Origin of the sequence: Paracoccus everestensis (assembly GCF_021491915.1) — a bacterium.
GTDB classification, from domain to species: domain Bacteria; phylum Pseudomonadota; class Alphaproteobacteria; order Rhodobacterales; family Rhodobacteraceae; genus Paracoccus; species Paracoccus everestensis.
On sequence record NZ_CP090836.1, the window covers coordinates 1,764,569 to 1,781,174 of the forward strand.

The following is a 16,606-nucleotide window of genomic DNA, read 5'->3' on the forward strand; positions in this document are numbered from 1 at the left end:
CTGGAACTACATTCCATGCCCGCTCCTTGGCCACGGCGATTCCTTGCCCCATGCCGATGCGCAGGATGGGGCGCGTGCGCTTGCCCGACGCGACAAGGATTGCGATCTGAACGGCGGCCGGTCCACGCGTTGCTGCCCCTGCTCGTCAGGGTCAGTCCGCCCTCCCATGCGGTCCCCCTCCTGCCACGGCGCCTGCAGCATGTCAAACGAACTGAAGAATTGACCCCTTTGGCGACGTGAAGAACTGACCCCCTCTCATGAATGGCTGGCATTGTCAGTTTCGAACCCGGCCCCGGCCTTTTGCAGGAGACCAGACCTGCGCTTTTCGCGAAGACGGTAGCTGTCACCGCGGATAGTGATCACCGTTAAATGATGCAGCAGCCTGTCAAGAATTGCCGTTGCAACCACAGGGTCACCAAACACACTGCCCCATTCGCCGACAGAACGGTTCGAGGTGATCAGGATCGAGCCTTTCTCGTAACGGCGCGAGATCCGCTGGAAGAACAGGTGGGCGGCGTTGGCCTCAAAGGGTAGGTAACCCAACTCGTCAATGATCAGAAGCTTGGGCCGGCTGAGCTGCGTCAGCTGCTTTTCGAGAAGGCCGTCGTCATGACCCTTGGCCAGCATTGCCACAAGGGTGGCCGCAGTCACAAACTGCACCGAGTGGTTCTGCCGGATCGCTTCTCGTCCTAAGGCGACAGCCAGATGATCTTGTACCGATAGCGCAAGGCTTTTTTCGGCTATGCCGCAATGGAAACTCGATTGACGCGCCGTGTGGCACGGATGCTTTCGGATACGGTGTAGCGCTCGGTGATCAGGGCCTTTGCCTCGGCAAGAGAGATCTCGCGCCCGTCTCGGTCACGCAAGATATATGGCTTCCCAGTTCGCAAAACGTGGAAGATGCGGCTGACGAGCCGATTGGCGACGGCGCAGAGGGCTTGCTTGTGGTGGTGGCTCCGGTGGGTCATCATCTTGCAGTAGACCTCGGCAAGATCAGGATCGATCTTTCGGGCGGCGTCGGCTGCCAGCATAAGAGCACGCTTGATCCGATCATTGCCGCCTTGGGTGATCTTCTGGCCTGGCCTTTCGGTGCCGCCGCTGTCCGAACGGCGCGGAAACAGACCGCAGAAGCCGCGAATGTGTCGCTCAGATTGGAAGCGGTCGGCACAATGGAGCACCCCCAGCAGCACGGGTGCCAGATGGCGACCGATGCCGGGGATGGTGCGCAGGACATCTTCGGGCTGCAATTCGCAGTAAATTGCCTCGATCTTGAGCGTCAACTGGTCCCGAGCGAGCATGTTGACCTTCATGACATCAATCTCGATGCAGATCTCGGCCTGCAGTTCAGTAAAGTCGAGATGATCGCGATGAAGGGCAAGGGCTTCCCGGGCGGCCTGGCGGAGCCCTTCGATAAGCGCATCAACAAAGGCACCGCTATGAGGATGATTTCCGCTGGCATGCAGGGCAATGAAGCGTGCGATCGTAGACCTTCGCGCCTTGAGGACTACCTCCGGATCGACCCAATGCTGCAGAAGCGCCATGGCGAGCCGGGTGCCGAAGTCTGGCAGCACGCGCTCGAGAAGCGGGGATGCCCATCGAACGAGATCGAGAAGCCGACGCTTGGCTGAGGCAACGGCATCCTGGAAGCGGCTGCGCTGCTTGGTAAGACGCTGCAAGGCATGGCTCTTCGGGGCTGGGATATGAACCGGATCGAGCCTCGGCCCTCCGAAGCTCGGAATGGCAGCCAAGACATGCGCATCCGCCAGATCGGTCTTGGCGTGTTCAGACAGGTAGCGGCGCAGGGCCTTCACCCGCTTGCCTTTGACGCGCGCGACTGCGACGCCGACATCGGCGAGCCGGTGGGCAACCGGAAACCAGCTCATGCCGGTGGGTTCCATGATCGCCTGCACGCAGTCATCCGGGCCTATATCGGAGATTGCGCGCGCAACGAAAGCGTCTAGGGAGCAAGGGTTGTGACGGAACCGTATGGGCCGGCCGACAGGCTGGCCATTGTCGTAGATCTGGGCGACATGATCACCTCGGATGGCGAGGTCTATTCCAATCGTTCTGTTGATCATTGCTAGGATCCTTGTTGGTGAAGAACCACGCGTCGCCAGCACAGTCAGGTATGTCATTCGTGGCCTATGCTTCCGGCGGGAAGCGACACCACAATCGTGTTACACTTGCCTCGTCGACGCGGCCGGATCGGGATTATGATTTCACGGTCACGAGACGATCTTCGGATCTCTCAGGGTCTTCGACCCGAACCGGCCCGGTTCGCGTCGACACATTGACCCGGTTCCAGAATATCGGGAACCGGATCTGATCCGCGATCACCTCGTCGAAGCAAGATCAGCACTGTCTTCCCCGTGGCATCAGACCCGGCCCGCTATGGATACCTGCGTTTTCCCGGTCGCGGGCGGCCCCAGAAGCAGTGTCGTGTCGCCATGCGCGATCCACCGGCTGGTCGCGAGTTAGCGGATCTGCCCCGGATCCAGCGAAGGCCACGCTTCGAACTCGAAGCCCGCGAGTTCACGCACAAACGGAAACTGCGCGAGCTTGCTTGCCATGGATATGCGCCGCTCGTCGCGCCGGGCGGGCTCGCGCCGGACCAGAAAGGCCAGGGACTCGCGCAAGGTCATGTCAGCCCGTGCGGCTTCGTCCAGCAGGGTGTCGAGCTGGTCCCAAGTGGCCGTGAGCTTGAGCCGGTCGAGCATTGCCAGCAGTGTTCGTGATCAACCGCTGTCATCACCAGCCTCCTCCGACAACCGCTTCATACGCGGCAAGCGGGCGCAGCAAGGCAGGTGTCTGGATGCTCGGTGCCGGCTCCTCCTGGATCGGTCCGCCTCCAACCACATCGATCAGGTGCGCCTTGTCGGTGACCCATTGACGGCGGCTCTGACAAACCGGATGGTCGGCCACCACGTTGCCGGCATGACGCACGATCATGCGGCCAGCAAGGACCAGGACCGCACGGTCTCGCCGACCAGGCGCCAGGGCACCGAGTAGCTGTTAGTATCTAGGTCGATTGCGCAGTCGGGACGAACCTTGCGGATCAGGTCACGCAACTGACCAAACGGAGCCCGACTGGACCTGTCGCGGCTTGGTGGCGCTCCTTTGATAGCACAATGTGCGGCAAAGGAGATGAACCCTGGGCACAGGCAGGACGGATGAGTTTCGCAAGGATGCGGTGCGCATTGCACGGACGAGCGGGCTTTCGCGACGTCAGATTGCGGATGATCTGGGGGTCGGCGTGTCGACCTTGAACCCATGGGGGAACGCCCATCGCGACACGGATGTGGTCTCAGCAGAGGACCGCGAGCTTGCCCGGAGAATAACGGCTTGGGCGCGAGATCCGCATCCTCAAGGATTTGAGCCGGATCCGCGAAACAGTCTGGGGGATTGTTTCCCCGGCGAAAGGGGGAGATCCTGGAAAAAAGCCACCCAGTTCTTCGCGAGCCAAAAGCCGTGCGGTTCAGGTTCGTCGAAGAGCAGCGTGGGGCCTTCCCGATCGACCGGCTGTGCCAGGTGAGGAATGTCAGCCCCCGCGGGCTGCGGGCCTTTTGCAGCCGCCCGGCCAGTCGCTGGCAGCGTATGGACATGGTTGTTCTTGCCCCTGTCAAGGAACAGTCGCGTCTGAGCCTGGGCAGCCATGGCCGTCCCCGGATGACTGAGGAACTGAAGGAAGTTGGCATCGATGTAGGCCATCGCCGGGGCGGGCGACTGATACCAGCGGCATGAACCATCGACTCTGAAGATGGTTTGCTTTGCGGCCGACCTCTGATTCACTCCCTTGCAAGGCGGAGGAGGATCAGGATGGCAGTGGGCATCACACGCACGGACCTTTCAGCATCGGATCTGCGGCGGGAGGCGGCTCAAGTGAAGGACGCGCGAGCGTCGCGCCGGATGCTTGCGCTGGCGCATGTGCTTGACGGGCGAAGCCGGACGGAAGCGGCACAAAGCTGCGGTATGGATCGGCAGACGCTGCGTGACTGGGTTCATCGTTACAATGCCGAAGGGCTGGCCGGCCTTGTCGATCGGCCGCTTTCCGGGCGGCCAGCGCGGCTCAGCGCCGAGCAGATGCGCGAACTTGCCGTGATCGTCGAAACGGGGCCTGACCCGTCGACGGATAAGGTCGTGCGTTGGCGTCGGATTGACCTCTGCAACGTGGTTGACCAGCGGTTTGGCATTCGCGTGGCGGAGAGGACCATGAGCGCGATCCTTCACCGGCTCGGCTTTGCGCGTCTCTCAGTCCGGCCGCGCCATCCGCAGGCCGATGGCGAAGCGCAAGCGGTATATAAAAAACTTTGCCGAACTGGCGCGCGCAGCCTTGCCTAACGAAGCGCAAGGAAAGCCCTTGGAGATTTGGTTCCAAGATGAGGCCAGGGTGGGCCAGCAGGGAACATTGACACGCGTGTGGGCGAGAAAGGGCACACGCCCGCGGGCGCCAAAAGACTGCCGCTACGCCTGGGCCTACATCTTCGGGGCGGTCTGCCCGGCCCGCAGGATCGGTGCGGCGCTCGTCATGCCCTACGCGAACACGGAGGCGATGAACGCCCACCTGGCCGAAATCAGCGGGCAGGTATCGCCCGGTGCACACGCGCTCCTTGTTCTCGATGGCGCCGGCTGGCACAGCTCCACAGACCTCATCATCCCGCCCAACATCAGCCTGCTGCCACTGCCACCTTACAGTCCGGAACTGAACCCGGTCGAGAACCTCTGGCAGTTCCTCCGTCAGAACACCCTCGCGAACCGGGTCTTCGACAGCTACGACGCCATTGTCGACGTCTGCTGCGATGCCTGGAACACCCTCCTCGCAATGCCGGAACGCGTCGCTTCAATCACCTCACGCGATTGGGCGCAGGTCAGTGGATAATGCCGTTGGTATGATGCGGGAGAACGGGATCGTCGTTGAAAGAACGCGCAAATTCAAGGCGACCACGGACAGCAATCACGCCTTCAACAGCGCGCCGAACCCGGCTTGGATCGTGACTTCATGGCAGATCGGCCCGACCAGAACCGAAAGACCGCGCAGCGACATGGGCGGGCGACATCAGCTACATCTGGACCCGCGAGGGTTGGCTGCATCTGGCGCTCGACCATGGTCCTCGGACCGGTGGCGGACATGGCCTCGCTCCTGGACCTGCACTGCCGGCGCGTGATCGGCTGGGCCGCGAGCCAACCGCAGGAAACGCGATCTGGCGATCCGGGCATTGAGAATGGCCATCGCCCTGCGATCACCGCCGCGGGGCCGCGTCTTCCACGAGCTGACGCGGCTCGCAACACTGTTCGCATGACTACCGGAAGGTCCCGCGCGAACATGGCCTGCAAGCGTCGCTGAGCGGCAAAGGCAACTGTTACGACAATGCCGCCGTCGAACCTTTCTTCAAAACCATCAAGGCCGAACTGATCGGGCGCAGGTCGTGGGAAACGCGTCGCCAGGCTGAGACAGCCATCTTCCAATACATCAACGGCTTTTATAACTCGCGCCGTCGGCATTCAGCATCGGGAGGAAAAACCCCCTTGGCCCTTGAGCGCCAAGCAGCCTGAACGAGCACCAGAGCAGCACAAATACGGGACAGGGCCAATGCGCGGGCACGCGTGCTGCTGGTGAGCTTGGCGAAAGAGGCCGGGGTCGATCTGCGCCAGAGCTACGCCCGCCTTGCGTCGCGATTTGGCTGCCCAGGTCGGGCGGTATGCTCACGCCCGGCAGTTCACGCGCATGGGCAAGGCCCTGCGCCAACTCAGGGGCTTTACTGGAAGGATCTGCCGGGGATCTGCGGCGCCACTTGCAGGACACCCCTGAAGGTGCGCTGCGCGAGAAGGTGTTGGAGGCGCTCTGGCTGGTCGGTCGCCTGCTTGAGCAGGCGCGAAGAGCAAGAACAAGATCTACGCCACGCCACGCCACGCCCTGCACGAGCCCGAGGTCGACTGCATCTCCAAGGGCAAGGCCCGCATCCGTTGCGAGTTTGGCACCAAGGTCAGCCTCGCCACCACCCTTGACGGCGGCTTCGTGGTCGGCGCCCGCAGCTTCCCCGGAAACCCATACGACGGCCATACCCTGGCGCCGCACTGGAGCAGGTCGCCCTCCTCACCAACCACGTGCCGGCTTTGGCTGTGGTTGATCGCGGCTATCGCGGCCATGGCGTGGAGACCACCAAGGTCCTGATCAGCGGGCACAAGACGTGGCATCACCCTGCTCCTGGCAAAGCTCCTCAGGCGACGAAGCGCCATCGCGCCGGAGATCGGGCACATGAAAGCGACGGTCGCCTGGCCAGATCTCCGCTGAAGGGCCGCATCGGCGACGCGATCTTCGCCGTCCTCTGCGCCTGCGGCCACAATGTCTGGAGGATCTTCGCCCATCTCAGGGCTTTTTGGGCTTTGTTCCCTTCCCTGATGCCGGCGTGGCTCCGGCCCCAAAACGCCCCGTCAACGCGAAGCAATGACCGCCTGACACGGGTGTTCAATGCCAAATGCTTATGGGGCCACCAGGGCCAGCAAAACGCACATGGCCGTTGCCTTGGGACGAAAGCAATCCGGCAGAACCACTCGGTGCAGTTTGTGACCGCATTCACCCTCGTGGCAATGCTGTCCAAGGGTCATGACAACCGCCTGTTCTTCCAGCGGATATCGCGCCGTTACGAGAAAGGCTCGATCCTGATCACCTCGAACCGTTCCGTCGGCGAATGGGGCAGTGTGTTTGGCGATCCCGTGGTGGCAACGGCAATCCTTGACTGGCTGCTGCATCATTCAACGTTGATCACCATCCGCGGTGACAGCTACCGTCTTCGCGACAAGGGCAGCCTTGGCCTCTTGCAAAAGGCCGGGCGTGCGTTCGGAGCCGATATCGCCAGACATTCACCAACGGGGTCAGTTCTTCACGTCGCCAAAGGGGTCAATTCTTCAGTTCGTTTGACATCAGGGGCTGTTCGTCCCGCCGACATGGCTTGTCGTTGAACCAACGGGCGTCTGGCGGCGGGGTGCCAGCGCCAGTCCCCCGAGGCCGGATGCGAGGATCACGGCAAGACCCAGAAGCGCAAGCGGCTCGGGCCAGTCGCCGAAGACAAGAAAGCCGATCACGGTCGCGGCGATCAGCTGGAAATAGATCAGCGGCGCCGACACCGTGGCCGGTGTTGTGCGGTTGACCACCACCAGCAGGTAGTTGCCAAAGGCCGAGGCCAAGGAACTGACGATGACCAAGACCCAGATCCGCAGGTCCGCGCTGGCCGGAACGCTGGCAAGGCCCGCAGGAAGCAGCAGAACCGCCCCGATGACCAGTTGCGAGGCCAGCAGAAAGGGCGAGGGATGAAACGGCGCCAACCAACGCGTCGCGGCAAGGTAAGAGCCGTAAAACCCCCCCGCCATCAGCGCGAAGATCATGCCGGTCCCCATGTCGCCCCCTGGTCGGACCACCAGCAACACACCGGCAAAACCCAGCACGAGCATCACGGTGCGGGCCCAGGATGCGCGTTCGCCCAGCAACAGGATCGACAGCACATAGGCCACGATCGGTCCGATGAAGAAGGCGCCGAAGACATTGGCAATGGGTTCTGTTCGCAGCGCGGTCAGGATCGAGGCGATGCCGCCGACGATCAGCGCGGCGCGCAGGATCAGCCTCCAGTCCAGCAGGCGGCCCAGGTTGGTCCGCGGCAAGCCCAGCGACCAGGCAAGCACCAATGCGGCAAGGGCGAAGCGCGACCATGCTACGAACAGCGGCTGCACGCCCGCCTCGGTCAGCAGCTTGCCTGCGGTGTCGCCGCAAACGATTGCCGTGGTGGCGACAGCCACAAGGCCAAGGATGGTCAGAGGCGCAGGGGTCTGCATCGGCAACTTCCTTCAGTCCGCACGGGCGTGCCAGACCGCACCATGCATTTCACGATCCGAACGCCCGCGCCCGGCTGCCGTGTCCGCCACCACCCTTCATCACGGAACGGGGTGACGGACCTGCGGAGGCAGCCGGGTTGCAGGCAGGTTCAAAAGGCCAGCGGGTCTGATAGCCCGGATAGGTCGGACAAGGAAGCCCAAGGGAAACCGGCGGCCGTGTCGGACGCGGTCAAGGAACCCCCATCAGGAACGCCGGGTGCCGCCGATGCCCGGGTTGAAGCGCGCCAAGGGATCGAGGTCTTCATAGAAGGCCGCAAGGGCGGGCTTTGCGTGGTAAAGATGCCCCACATTGTGTTCAGCCGGGTATTCCGCGCCATCTGCGTCCAGCATCTCCAGCATGGCCTTTTTGAAGGCGGCCGGATCGGCGCCCTTTTTCAGCACATAGTCCAGATGGAAGACATGGCACAGGAAATGGCCATAGGAGAGGGTCGCGGCCACCTGATCCGCAAGCGCGGGCGGCACCGGCTTGATCCAGTCGCAATCATTGCGACGCAGGGCAACGTCCAAGGCCACAAGGCCGCCGGTGCGGCGACGGTTCATGGCCTCGTATCGCACCGCAGCCCCTGCGACCGCAAAGCGGTGCAACATCGCCTTGGACCCTTCGACCGGAGAGCAGCGGAACCAGCCGTCGGCCCCAACCGTCTGGTCCAGGATGCGCGCGGCCTGGTCACCGGGGGCTTCCACCTTGAGGATCAGGTGGTGTTCGAAGCGGCGGCGAAACTCTCGCATCCGGCAGGGCAGGCGTCCCGGTGCCAGTTGCCCCGCGACTTGCAGGATCCGGTCGCTGAGATCCGAGGTGAGCGGGATTTTCCGCAGCCGCGCATCTGCCCAACCCTTCAGCGCGAACAGCACGGGCATCCGGGCGGTGCCGAACCATTCGATGAACAGGCGGGTGTCACGTCCAAAACGGGCTGCCATGTCCCAGGCCTCGCGGTGGATGTATTCGCCCACCACCGGCAGCGGGTCCAGTTCGGTCAGCAGCCGCCGGCGCAGCGTGGCCAAGGCCTCGGGGCTGTTGGTGCCGACATAAAGCACTTCGGTGGCGGCGGGCCGGGGAAAGGTGTCCAGACGCACCGCAAAGACGGCAAGCCGCCCGGCGCAGCCCGACGCTTCGTGCAGGCGTCCCGGATCGGCGTTGAAGCGGCCCGGCGTTTCCGCATCCACGTCGCGCACGCGGTCGGCATATTCGTGGTCAGAGGCCGCGCCTGCCTGGGGGTCCACGTCCTCGGGCCGGATCTCTCCTGCATCAAGGCGGCGCAGGATCGTTTCCGGGTCGTTGCCCAGTCGCACCCCAAGATTGTTGACCAGCCGCAGCCTGCCGTCCGCCTCCAGCCGCGCGAACAGCGCAAGCTCGGTATAGGCTGGTCCCCGCTGCACCAGGGCACCGCCGGAATTGTTGCAGACCCCACCCACGACCGAAGCGCCGATGCAGCTTGACCCGATCACCGAATGGGGATCGCGTCCCAGGGGATCCAGCATCCGTTCCAGGTCGTAAAGCGTTGCCCCCGCATGGCAGACGACCTGCGTGCCGTCCAGGACGGGATGGATCCGCGACAGCCGCAGCGTGTTGACGATCACGACCGGCCGTCCATAGTCACCGTTCGGGGTCGATCCTTCGGTCAGCCCCGTATTGGCCGCCTGCGCGATCACGATCCGCCCGGCATTTACGCAAAGCTCAAGCGTTTTCCACAGTTCAAGCAGGGTTCCGGGGCGGACCACCGCCTCGGCCTCGCCCCCGCCCGACCGATATCCCACGCGAAACCGTTCGGTGTCCCGAGGCGTGGTCAGCACATGGCGCGGTCCCACCGTTGCGCGAAGGGCCTCCAGAAAGGCGGGGGCGGGTCCGACGGGGATTTGATCCGCCAGGGTCTGGGTGTGCAGGTGCGGCGTCATGGTCATGCTCCAGTCGGATGGTCCGGGATGCGTGAGATAGGCGTAGAGCGGGCCTTCAGGATCCGACCAGAAGGACGTGCAGGAAACCCGGTCCATGGGCGCCCCGGACATAGCTGCCCTCGATGTCGGTCGTGCCGCTGGGGCCGGTGATCAGGATGGCGTTGCGGGGCTGCGCCGCCCCCTGCACCGCCGCGGCATAGTCTTCCAGATGAGCCAGCAGGTTGTTCCGGTGCAGGACAAGGATGTGGTGCAGCGGCAGGAAGGACAGAAGGATCGGGTTGTCGGGCCCCGAATGCACCACCAGCGATCCGCTTTCGGCGATACCCCAAAGGGCCAGGCCAAGGCCCGCAGCCTCGTCCGGCGCGATGTCCGCGTGGGTGGCGATCCCGTCCCAGTCAAGCGCCGCCAGTTCCGCCGCCGGTTGAAGCGCGACACCTGGCAGGCCATGGTCCGCAAGATAGCGGCGCACGGCGGCAGGGATATCGCCCATCTGGGCCACGTGGTCGATGGTGGTGCCCAGGGCCGTGGCCTTCAGGGCGAAGGCATCGGCCAGGTCCGGTGCCGCAAGCTGGGGCCGGGTTGTCTGCGGGTCCGCCAGCAGGGCTGCGGCCTGCGCAGCGATGGCGTCAGGGTCCGGCCGCCGGGGGGCCAGGCTGTTTCGGATGGCGGACAGGATGCGGTCGCGTGCGGTCATTTGCCACCCCCGCGCCTGGCCTGGTCGGCGCGATACTGTTCCATGAACGTCCGGCCCGGCGGGCGCGGCATATCGCGATAGGCGGTCCAGCCGCGGGCCAGGGGCAGCGTGCTGATCCAGCCCCGCCGCCCCAGCAGCCGCAGGGCACGCACGCCGATCCGGCTGGCCATGCGGTAAAGGGCGGGCCGCCGGGCAAGCATGGCCCAAAGACCGATGCCTGCCCGGACGCTGCCGGGTTCAAGCCGTTCGCGCCAGCTGCGGCGGCGCCATGCGCGCAGCAATGTGGGCAGAGGAATGCCCACGGGGCAGACCTCGGCGCAGCGGCCGTTCATGGTACAGGCGTGCGCTAGGTCGCGCGACTGCGCCAACCCGTCCAGCACCGGGGTCAGCACCGCGCCCATTGGACCGGGATAGGTGCCGCCATAGGCATGGCCGCCGATCTGGCGATAAACGACGCAATGGTTCATGCAGGCGCCGCAGCGGATGCAGCGCAGCATCTCGCGGAACTCGTCGCCCAGCATCCGGCTGCGGCCATTGTCCACCAGGACGATGTGCATCTCCTCGGGGCCGTCGGCGTCGCCCGCGCGCTTCGGCCCGTGGTGAAAGGTGGTGTATTGCGTCATCTCGCCGCCGGTCGCGGACCGAACCAGCAGCCGCAGCAGCGCAAAGGCGTGCGCGGTCGAGGGCACCAGCTTTTCGATCCCCGCCGTCACGATGTGGATGCGCGGCGGCGTGGTGGTCAGTTCCGCATTGCCTTCGTTGGTGACGGTGCAGGTCGCGCCAGTGTCCGCGACCAGGAAGTTCGCGCCCGATATGCCGATGTCGGCGGCCAGGAACTTGGCGCGCAACTCGCGCCGGGCGCTTTGCACCATGGTCCCCGGATCCTCGGCAGCGGGGGGCGGGTTGTGGCCCGTCCTGAACAGATCGGCCACCTGTTCGCGCGTGCGGTGCATGGCGGGCCAGACGATATGCGACGGCCGTTCGCCCGCAAGCTGGATGATGTGTTCGGCCAGGTCCGTCTCGACCCGCTCGATCCCGGCATCGGCCAGGGCATGGGGCAGGCCGATTTCCTCGCCCAGCATGGATTTCGACCGGGTGACCAGCTTGGCATCGGCGTCCAGGCAGATGCGGGTGACGATGGCCCGCGCCTCGGCGTCGTCGGTGGCCCAGTGGACCTGCGCTCCGGCGGCGGTGGCATTGCGCTCGAACATCTCGAGGTAGTGGTCGAGATGGGCGATCACGTGGTCCTTGATCGCCTTGCCCCGTTCGCGCGCGGCGTCGAATTCGGGAAATGCGGCCAGTGCTGTGGCGCGCTTGCGTTCGGCGGTGCCGGTGGTGCGGTCGATGGCGATTTTCAGCGCCCCGTCCGACAGCGCGGCGGCCGCGCGTTCCTTGAAGCCTGTCTGAGGCGCAGTCATGGTCACCCTTCCTCGCCGATGCCCGGACCGTCCGCGTGGCCTGCCAGAACCTCGATGGTGTGGAAGCAGCGCGTCCTGGCGCCGCGCCGGTGCAGCTTGCCGGCCATGTTCATCAGGCAGCCCAGGTCGCCCGCCAGCAGGATATCGGCCCCGCTGCGTTCGACGGCCTCGGCCTTCTCGGTGGTGATGGCGTCCGAAATCTGCGGATACTTCACGCAGAAGGTGCCGCCAAAGCCGCAACAGACATCGTTGCCCTCGAGCGGCCGCATCCGAAGCCCTTCGACCTGGGCCAAAAGCGCGCGGGGCTGTGCGGCGATGCCCAGTTCGCGCAAGCCTGCGCAACTGTCGTGATAGGTGGCCGAGGCATCCAGCCGGCGGCCCTGCGGCCGATAGCCCATCACATCCACCAGGAAGCTGGTGATCTCATGGGTCTTGGCGGCAAAGGCCCTGGCGCGGGCGGCCCATTGGGGGTCGCCCGCCAGCAGTTCAGGATAGGCGTGAACCATCGTTCCCGCGCATGACCCCGAGGGCAGCACGACATGATCGCACCCCTCGAAGGCGGCGATGGTCTGGCGGGCCAGGTGGGCCGCATCGGTCTCATCGCCGCTGTTCAGCGCCGGCTGGCCGCAGCAGGTCTGGCCCTGGGGCACTTCGACCCGGCAGCCCGCCTCCTCCAGCAGTTGGATGGCCGCAAAGCCGATCCCGGGGCGGATCGCATCGACAAGGCAGGTCACGAACAGACCGACGCGGGGACTGGGCTTTGCGGACATCGGTTTCAGGTCCTTGACAGCGCGGGCACGCGGCTGCGGTTCTGCGACATCAGGAACAGCACCGCTGCCGCCCAGATCGCCGCCGCGATCCACCACATGTTAAACCCGCCAGCCAGCAGCGCAAACCCGATGAGCCCACCCTGGATGATATAGTAGGTCATCGGGATCAGGGTCATTCGGATGATCGCGCCTTCGCGGTTGACCAGGCCCACCGTTGCGGATGCAGCCACCACGTTATGCACGCAGATCATGTTGCCAGCCGCCCCGCCGATAGCCTGCAGCGCCACAACGGTGCCCGCGCCAGCCGCGCCCAAACCGATCTGTTCGGCGGTAGAGAACTGGAACAGCGAGAACATCATGTTGCTGACGGTGTTCGACCCGGCGACAAAGGCGCCCATCGACCCTATCAGCGGCGCAAACATCGGCCAGGCCTCGCCAACGGCTGCCGAAACGCCTTCGGCCAGAACAATCGGCATGCTGGCCAGCGTATCGGATGCCGAGTTGATGAACACCTGCACCATCGGCACCGCCAGAAGCAGCGCAGGCGCGGCGGCGATCATGGTCGATCCCGACGACCGCAGCGCCTGGAGGTAGTCGCGCCCTTTCATACCATGCAGGAAGAAGGTGATGATCGAAACCAGGATCAGCACCGTTCCCGGAAGATACAGCACCTGCACCCGCGCGTTGATGCCCGAGCTGAACATGTTGTCGAGCGCGATGGTAACATCGGGAGAGTTCAGCCAGGCCTTCACCGGCCCGACTGCGCGGGTGATGATCAGCAGGGCCACGACCAGGACATAGGGTGCCCAGGCCTTCAGCAGGGGCATGACCGGGCGTCCCGCATGGTGATCTTCAAGATCGTCCAGCTTGCCGACCCAGGCCTCGTCCCACTGGGCGCGCGGCGGAAAGTCGAACACCTCCTTGGGCATGAACAGGCCCGCGCGTGCCGCCGGAACGACGATCATCAGGCCGATGATGCCGCCCAGCAGCGACGGGAATTCCGGCCCTAGAACGCGGGCGATGATGTAGTAGGGGATGGTGAAGGCAAGGCCCGCGAACAGCGCGAATTTCCAGATGCGGAAGCCTTCGATGAACGAGCGGTTGGCCCCGAAGAACCGTGTCAGCATCCCCACCAGGATCAGCGGGATCAGGAAGCCGACAAGACCGTGGATGGTTGCGACCTTCACGGCGATTTCCATCAGATAGTCGGTATAGGCCATGGGCGCGATGGTCGTCTCGACGATCTCCTGGCCACCAAGGCCGGTGTTCACGCCAACCAGAATCGGGGTTCCAACCGCGCCGAAGGACACGGGCGTGCTTTGGATGATCAGCGTCACAAGAACCGCAGCCATGGCCGGAAAGCCGATGGCGACCAGCAGCGGCGCGGCGATGGCGGCAGGCGTGCCAAAGCCCGAAGCACCCTCGATCAGCGATCCGAACATCCAGGCGATGATGATTGCCTGAACGCGCCGGTCGGGCGAAATGCTGGTGAATCCGCCACGGATCGACCGGATCCCGCCGCTTTCCTCAAGCGTATACAGCAGCAGAATGGCGCCGAAGATGATATATAGCAGGCTGATCGCGGTGATCGCGCCGTTCGCGGTGGCGCCAAGAACCTTGTTCAGATCGGTGCCCCAGACCAGCAAGGCCGTGGCTGCCGTCACCAGATAGGCCATAAGCATCGAAAAGCTGGCCGGCCGTGCCAAGACGACCAGCAGCACGAAGACCGTGGCGATCGGCAGCAGGGCCAGAATGAATGTGATGATGTCAGGCATCGTTCCTCCTCGGATAGACGGGGCAGGCCCCGCTGTTTTGTTGTGCCAGCCGCCCCGGCTTTCCCTCCGCGCCGGGTGACCCTTTGGTCAAATTGCGATCCATGCGCCTTTTATACGGCAGGCAAGGATCGGGTCGTCCCGCTTGTCCTTTTGGAAATCCAGACAGCGTCGATTTGCCGCCGGTCAGGTGCTGGATTGCAGCACGACCGTGTCAAAGGGCATGCCTTCCAGCCGCTGTTGGATCGCCTCCTCCGCTCCTTTTCACCCGCTCTCCCTCGGGGCGACAATAAACACTGTCACAAGAGGTAAATAATATGATCCTCTGTCGTGAAGCAACGTATTTGTTGGCCTTCGTGGAGGCGGCGCCAAATCTTGGCCCACCGACGAGGTGGAAAGTTTGGCGGCTATGCATTGCTAGAGAAATAAATATATCCCGTGCAAAGGTTTGGACGCGTCATCGTCTGCTTGAAATTCTCTGCATCTGAGGTAAATAATATTGATCACCTGCTGCGCGACGCAGCCGAGGGAGGGTTACGCCTCATGATAGCGGCACAGGTTTTCGAGCCGGTGGAAAACGAATCGGTCGTTCAGGCTGTGGTGGACAGGATCGAGACGATGATTGTCGATGGCGTTTTGAAGGGAGGTGCGCGTCTTCCTTCGGAACGCGAAATGTCGGACGCCTTTCGTGTCTCGCGGCCCAAGCTGCGCGAGGCGCTGCAAATCCTGGAAAGCCGCAATCTTTTGACCATCCGTCATGGCGACGGTACTTATATCGCGGAACTCACGGGCCGCGCGATGTCACCCGCAATGCTGGCGCTGTATGCGCGTCACGGCGAGGCATTTCACGATTATCTGGAATACCGCCGCGAGCAAGAGGCCTTTGCCACCCGCCTTGCCGCCCAGCGGGCCACAACTGCAGACAGGGAACGGCTGGCGGCCGTCCGCGAGGATCTCGAGGCTGCCTGGAAGGCCGATGACCGCGAGGCCGAATGGGAGGCTGATGCCCGGCTGCACAGCGCGGTCGTGGACGCCAGCCACAACACGACGCTGATCCACATGATGGCGTCGGTCTTCGACCTGACGCGTCGTGGCATCTTCTACAATCGCGACCTGCTGCGCAGCATCGACGGCACCGGCCGCAAGCTTCTGGATCAGCACCTCGAGATCATCGACGCGATCCAGGCGGGGGATCCGCAGCGCGGCGAAAGGGCCGCCCGTGCCCATCTGGATTTCGTCGAGCAATCCATCCACCTGGGCCGGGAATTACAGCGCCGCGAACGGCGCGCGCGGATGCGGCTGAATTCGGAAGGGTGACTGACCGGCCTTCGTCTATCCTGGCAGATGAAGGGTTTCGGCTTCTGCGGCTTTTCCGTCGGACACCAGGGCAAGATCCAGAAGCGTTTCGATATCGAAGTCGGGCAGGATTCCCGGCACGGCCCTGGGCGGAAGGCCGGTTCTGACCAGGATCGTCTTCAGCCCGGCCGCCCGGCCTGCCATGATGTCGGTTTCGATCTGATCGCCCAGCATGAAGGTCGTTTCAGGATCGCTTCCCAAAATTTCCAAGGCCATGTGGATCAGGTCAGGCTGCGGCTTGCCCGTCACAACCGGGGTCACCCCTGACGCCGTCTGGATGGCCGCAAGGATCGATCCGGCGCCGGGTTCGTATCCGAGACCATGCGGCAACATCCTGTCGGCATTGGTCCCGAAGAAGGACGCGCCAGCCAAAAGGGCGGCCTGCGCCTTCTGCAGTTTCTCGAACGTGAAGGCGCGGTCCAGCCCTGCCACGACTGCCCTGACGTCCTTATCCGCAATCTGGAACCCCTGCGCTTCGATTGCACCCACCAGCGAGGCTGCCCCGATCACCATCACGCGCGACCCCGGGGGAAGGTCAGCCTTCACACGCCGTGCCACGACCGCAGAACTGGTGATGACCCGTTCAGGGGTTGCCGGAATCCTCATCCCGTTCAGCTTGTCCGCGAACTCTCGGGCCGTTTTGGTGGAATTGTTGGTCACAAAGGCATAGGGCAGTCCTTGTTCATGCCATTGCCGGAATGCAAGAACAGCCGTCGCGATGGGAACATCACCCCGATACGCAACTCCGTCCAGATCGCTGATGATCGCCGCGTTGCGGGGGATCTTTATCTTCGATGTCACGGCGCTGATTTCCACTCG

The 16,606-nt window shown here is 63.9% G+C and carries 12 protein-coding genes and 5 pseudogenes; 6 read left to right on the forward strand and 11 right to left on the reverse strand.

From position 1 onward, the window contains the following. Positions 1–255: 255 nt before the first annotated feature. The 4 genes and pseudogenes from LZ585_RS08745 to LZ585_RS08760 all read right to left on the reverse strand — a co-directional run. Positions 256–708, reverse strand: a pseudogene (locus LZ585_RS08745) (ATP-binding protein); the annotation flags it as partial. A gap of 32 nt (positions 709–740) precedes the next feature. Continuing rightward, positions 741–2,078: an IS110 family RNA-guided transposase gene (locus LZ585_RS08750; protein WP_234853177.1), complete on the reverse strand. Its 1,338-nt coding sequence runs from the start codon at positions 2,076–2,078 to the stop codon at positions 741–743. Between the two features lie 396 nt (positions 2,079–2,474). Further along, positions 2,475–2,717 (reverse strand): ATP-binding protein, encoded by a 243-nt coding sequence (locus LZ585_RS08755; RefSeq protein ID WP_315857588.1) that lies wholly within the window; start codon positions 2,715–2,717, stop codon positions 2,475–2,477. A 31-nt stretch (positions 2,718–2,748) separates the two neighbouring features. After that, positions 2,749–3,101, reverse strand: a pseudogene (locus tag LZ585_RS08760) (Mu transposase domain-containing protein); the annotation flags it as partial. Between the two features lie 50 nt (positions 3,102–3,151). Here LZ585_RS08760 and LZ585_RS08765 point away from each other — a divergent pair. The 5 genes and pseudogenes from LZ585_RS08765 to LZ585_RS08785 all read left to right on the forward strand — a co-directional run. Beyond that, positions 3,152–3,729, forward strand: a pseudogene (locus LZ585_RS08765) (transposase); the annotation flags it as partial. 87 nt (positions 3,730–3,816) lie between these two features. Continuing rightward, positions 3,817–4,876, forward strand: a protein-coding gene (locus tag LZ585_RS08770; protein ID WP_234853224.1) for an IS630 family transposase whose coding sequence is annotated in 2 segments (ribosomal slippage) — positions 3,817–4,289 and positions 4,288–4,876 — 1,062 coding nt in all. Because the reading frame shifts where the segments join, the coding sequence is not laid out codon by codon here. Continuing rightward, a pseudogene (locus LZ585_RS08775) lies at positions 4,854–5,550 on the forward strand (IS3 family transposase); the annotation flags it as partial. The gene LZ585_RS08770 and the pseudogene LZ585_RS08775, both read left to right, overlap by 23 nt. A gap of 30 nt (positions 5,551–5,580) precedes the next feature. Next, positions 5,581–6,420: pseudogene (locus tag LZ585_RS08780) on the forward strand (IS5/IS1182 family transposase); the annotation flags it as partial. A gap of 165 nt (positions 6,421–6,585) precedes the next feature. Next, positions 6,586–6,957, forward strand: a complete 372-nt coding sequence (locus LZ585_RS08785; protein WP_315857651.1) for an ATP-binding protein — start codon at positions 6,586–6,588, stop codon at positions 6,955–6,957. On the opposite strand, the gene LZ585_RS08790 is transcribed toward LZ585_RS08785, so the two are convergent. From LZ585_RS08790 to LZ585_RS08815, 6 genes are all read right to left on the reverse strand, one after another. After that, positions 6,919–7,824: a DMT family transporter gene (locus tag LZ585_RS08790; RefSeq protein WP_234853225.1), complete on the reverse strand. Its 906-nt coding sequence runs from the start codon at positions 7,822–7,824 to the stop codon at positions 6,919–6,921. The two genes, LZ585_RS08785 and LZ585_RS08790, sit on opposite strands and share 39 nt — an antisense overlap. A gap of 243 nt (positions 7,825–8,067) precedes the next feature. Continuing rightward, positions 8,068–9,888, reverse strand: coding sequence for a D-lactate dehydrogenase (gene dld / locus LZ585_RS08795; RefSeq protein WP_234853226.1), 1,821 nt, complete (start codon positions 9,886–9,888; stop codon positions 8,068–8,070). Further along, complete coding sequence (locus LZ585_RS08800; protein WP_234853227.1) at positions 9,833–10,471, reverse strand: LutC/YkgG family protein; 639 nt, start codon at positions 10,469–10,471, stop codon at positions 9,833–9,835. The genes dld and LZ585_RS08800 overlap by 56 nt, the downstream gene beginning before the upstream one ends. Beyond that, positions 10,468–11,889, reverse strand: coding sequence for a lactate utilization protein B (locus LZ585_RS08805; RefSeq protein WP_234853228.1), 1,422 nt, complete (start codon positions 11,887–11,889; stop codon positions 10,468–10,470). The genes LZ585_RS08800 and LZ585_RS08805 overlap by 4 nt, the downstream gene beginning before the upstream one ends. A gap of 2 nt (positions 11,890–11,891) precedes the next feature. Then, positions 11,892–12,659 carry a (Fe-S)-binding protein gene (locus tag LZ585_RS08810; RefSeq protein ID WP_234853229.1) on the reverse strand — a complete coding sequence of 256 codons (768 nt, stop codon included), beginning with the start codon at positions 12,657–12,659 and terminating at the stop codon, positions 11,892–11,894. Between the two features lie 5 nt (positions 12,660–12,664). Next, the gene (locus tag LZ585_RS08815) at positions 12,665–14,434 is read right to left on the reverse strand and encodes an L-lactate permease (RefSeq protein ID WP_234853230.1); all 1,770 of its coding nucleotides are present in this window, start codon (positions 14,432–14,434) and stop codon (positions 12,665–12,667) included. A gap of 540 nt (positions 14,435–14,974) precedes the next feature. Between LZ585_RS08815 and LZ585_RS08820 the strand changes: the two genes are divergently transcribed. Next, positions 14,975–15,748 carry a FadR/GntR family transcriptional regulator gene (locus LZ585_RS08820; protein WP_234853231.1) on the forward strand — a complete coding sequence of 258 codons (774 nt, stop codon included), beginning with the start codon at positions 14,975–14,977 and terminating at the stop codon, positions 15,746–15,748. A gap of 15 nt (positions 15,749–15,763) precedes the next feature. Here the strand turns inward: LZ585_RS08820 and LZ585_RS08825 are convergent, their stop codons facing one another. Beyond that, the gene (locus LZ585_RS08825; protein WP_234853232.1) at positions 15,764–16,588 is read right to left on the reverse strand and encodes an HAD-IIA family hydrolase; all 825 of its coding nucleotides are present in this window, start codon (positions 16,586–16,588) and stop codon (positions 15,764–15,766) included. Between the last annotated feature and the right edge of the window lie 18 nt (positions 16,589–16,606).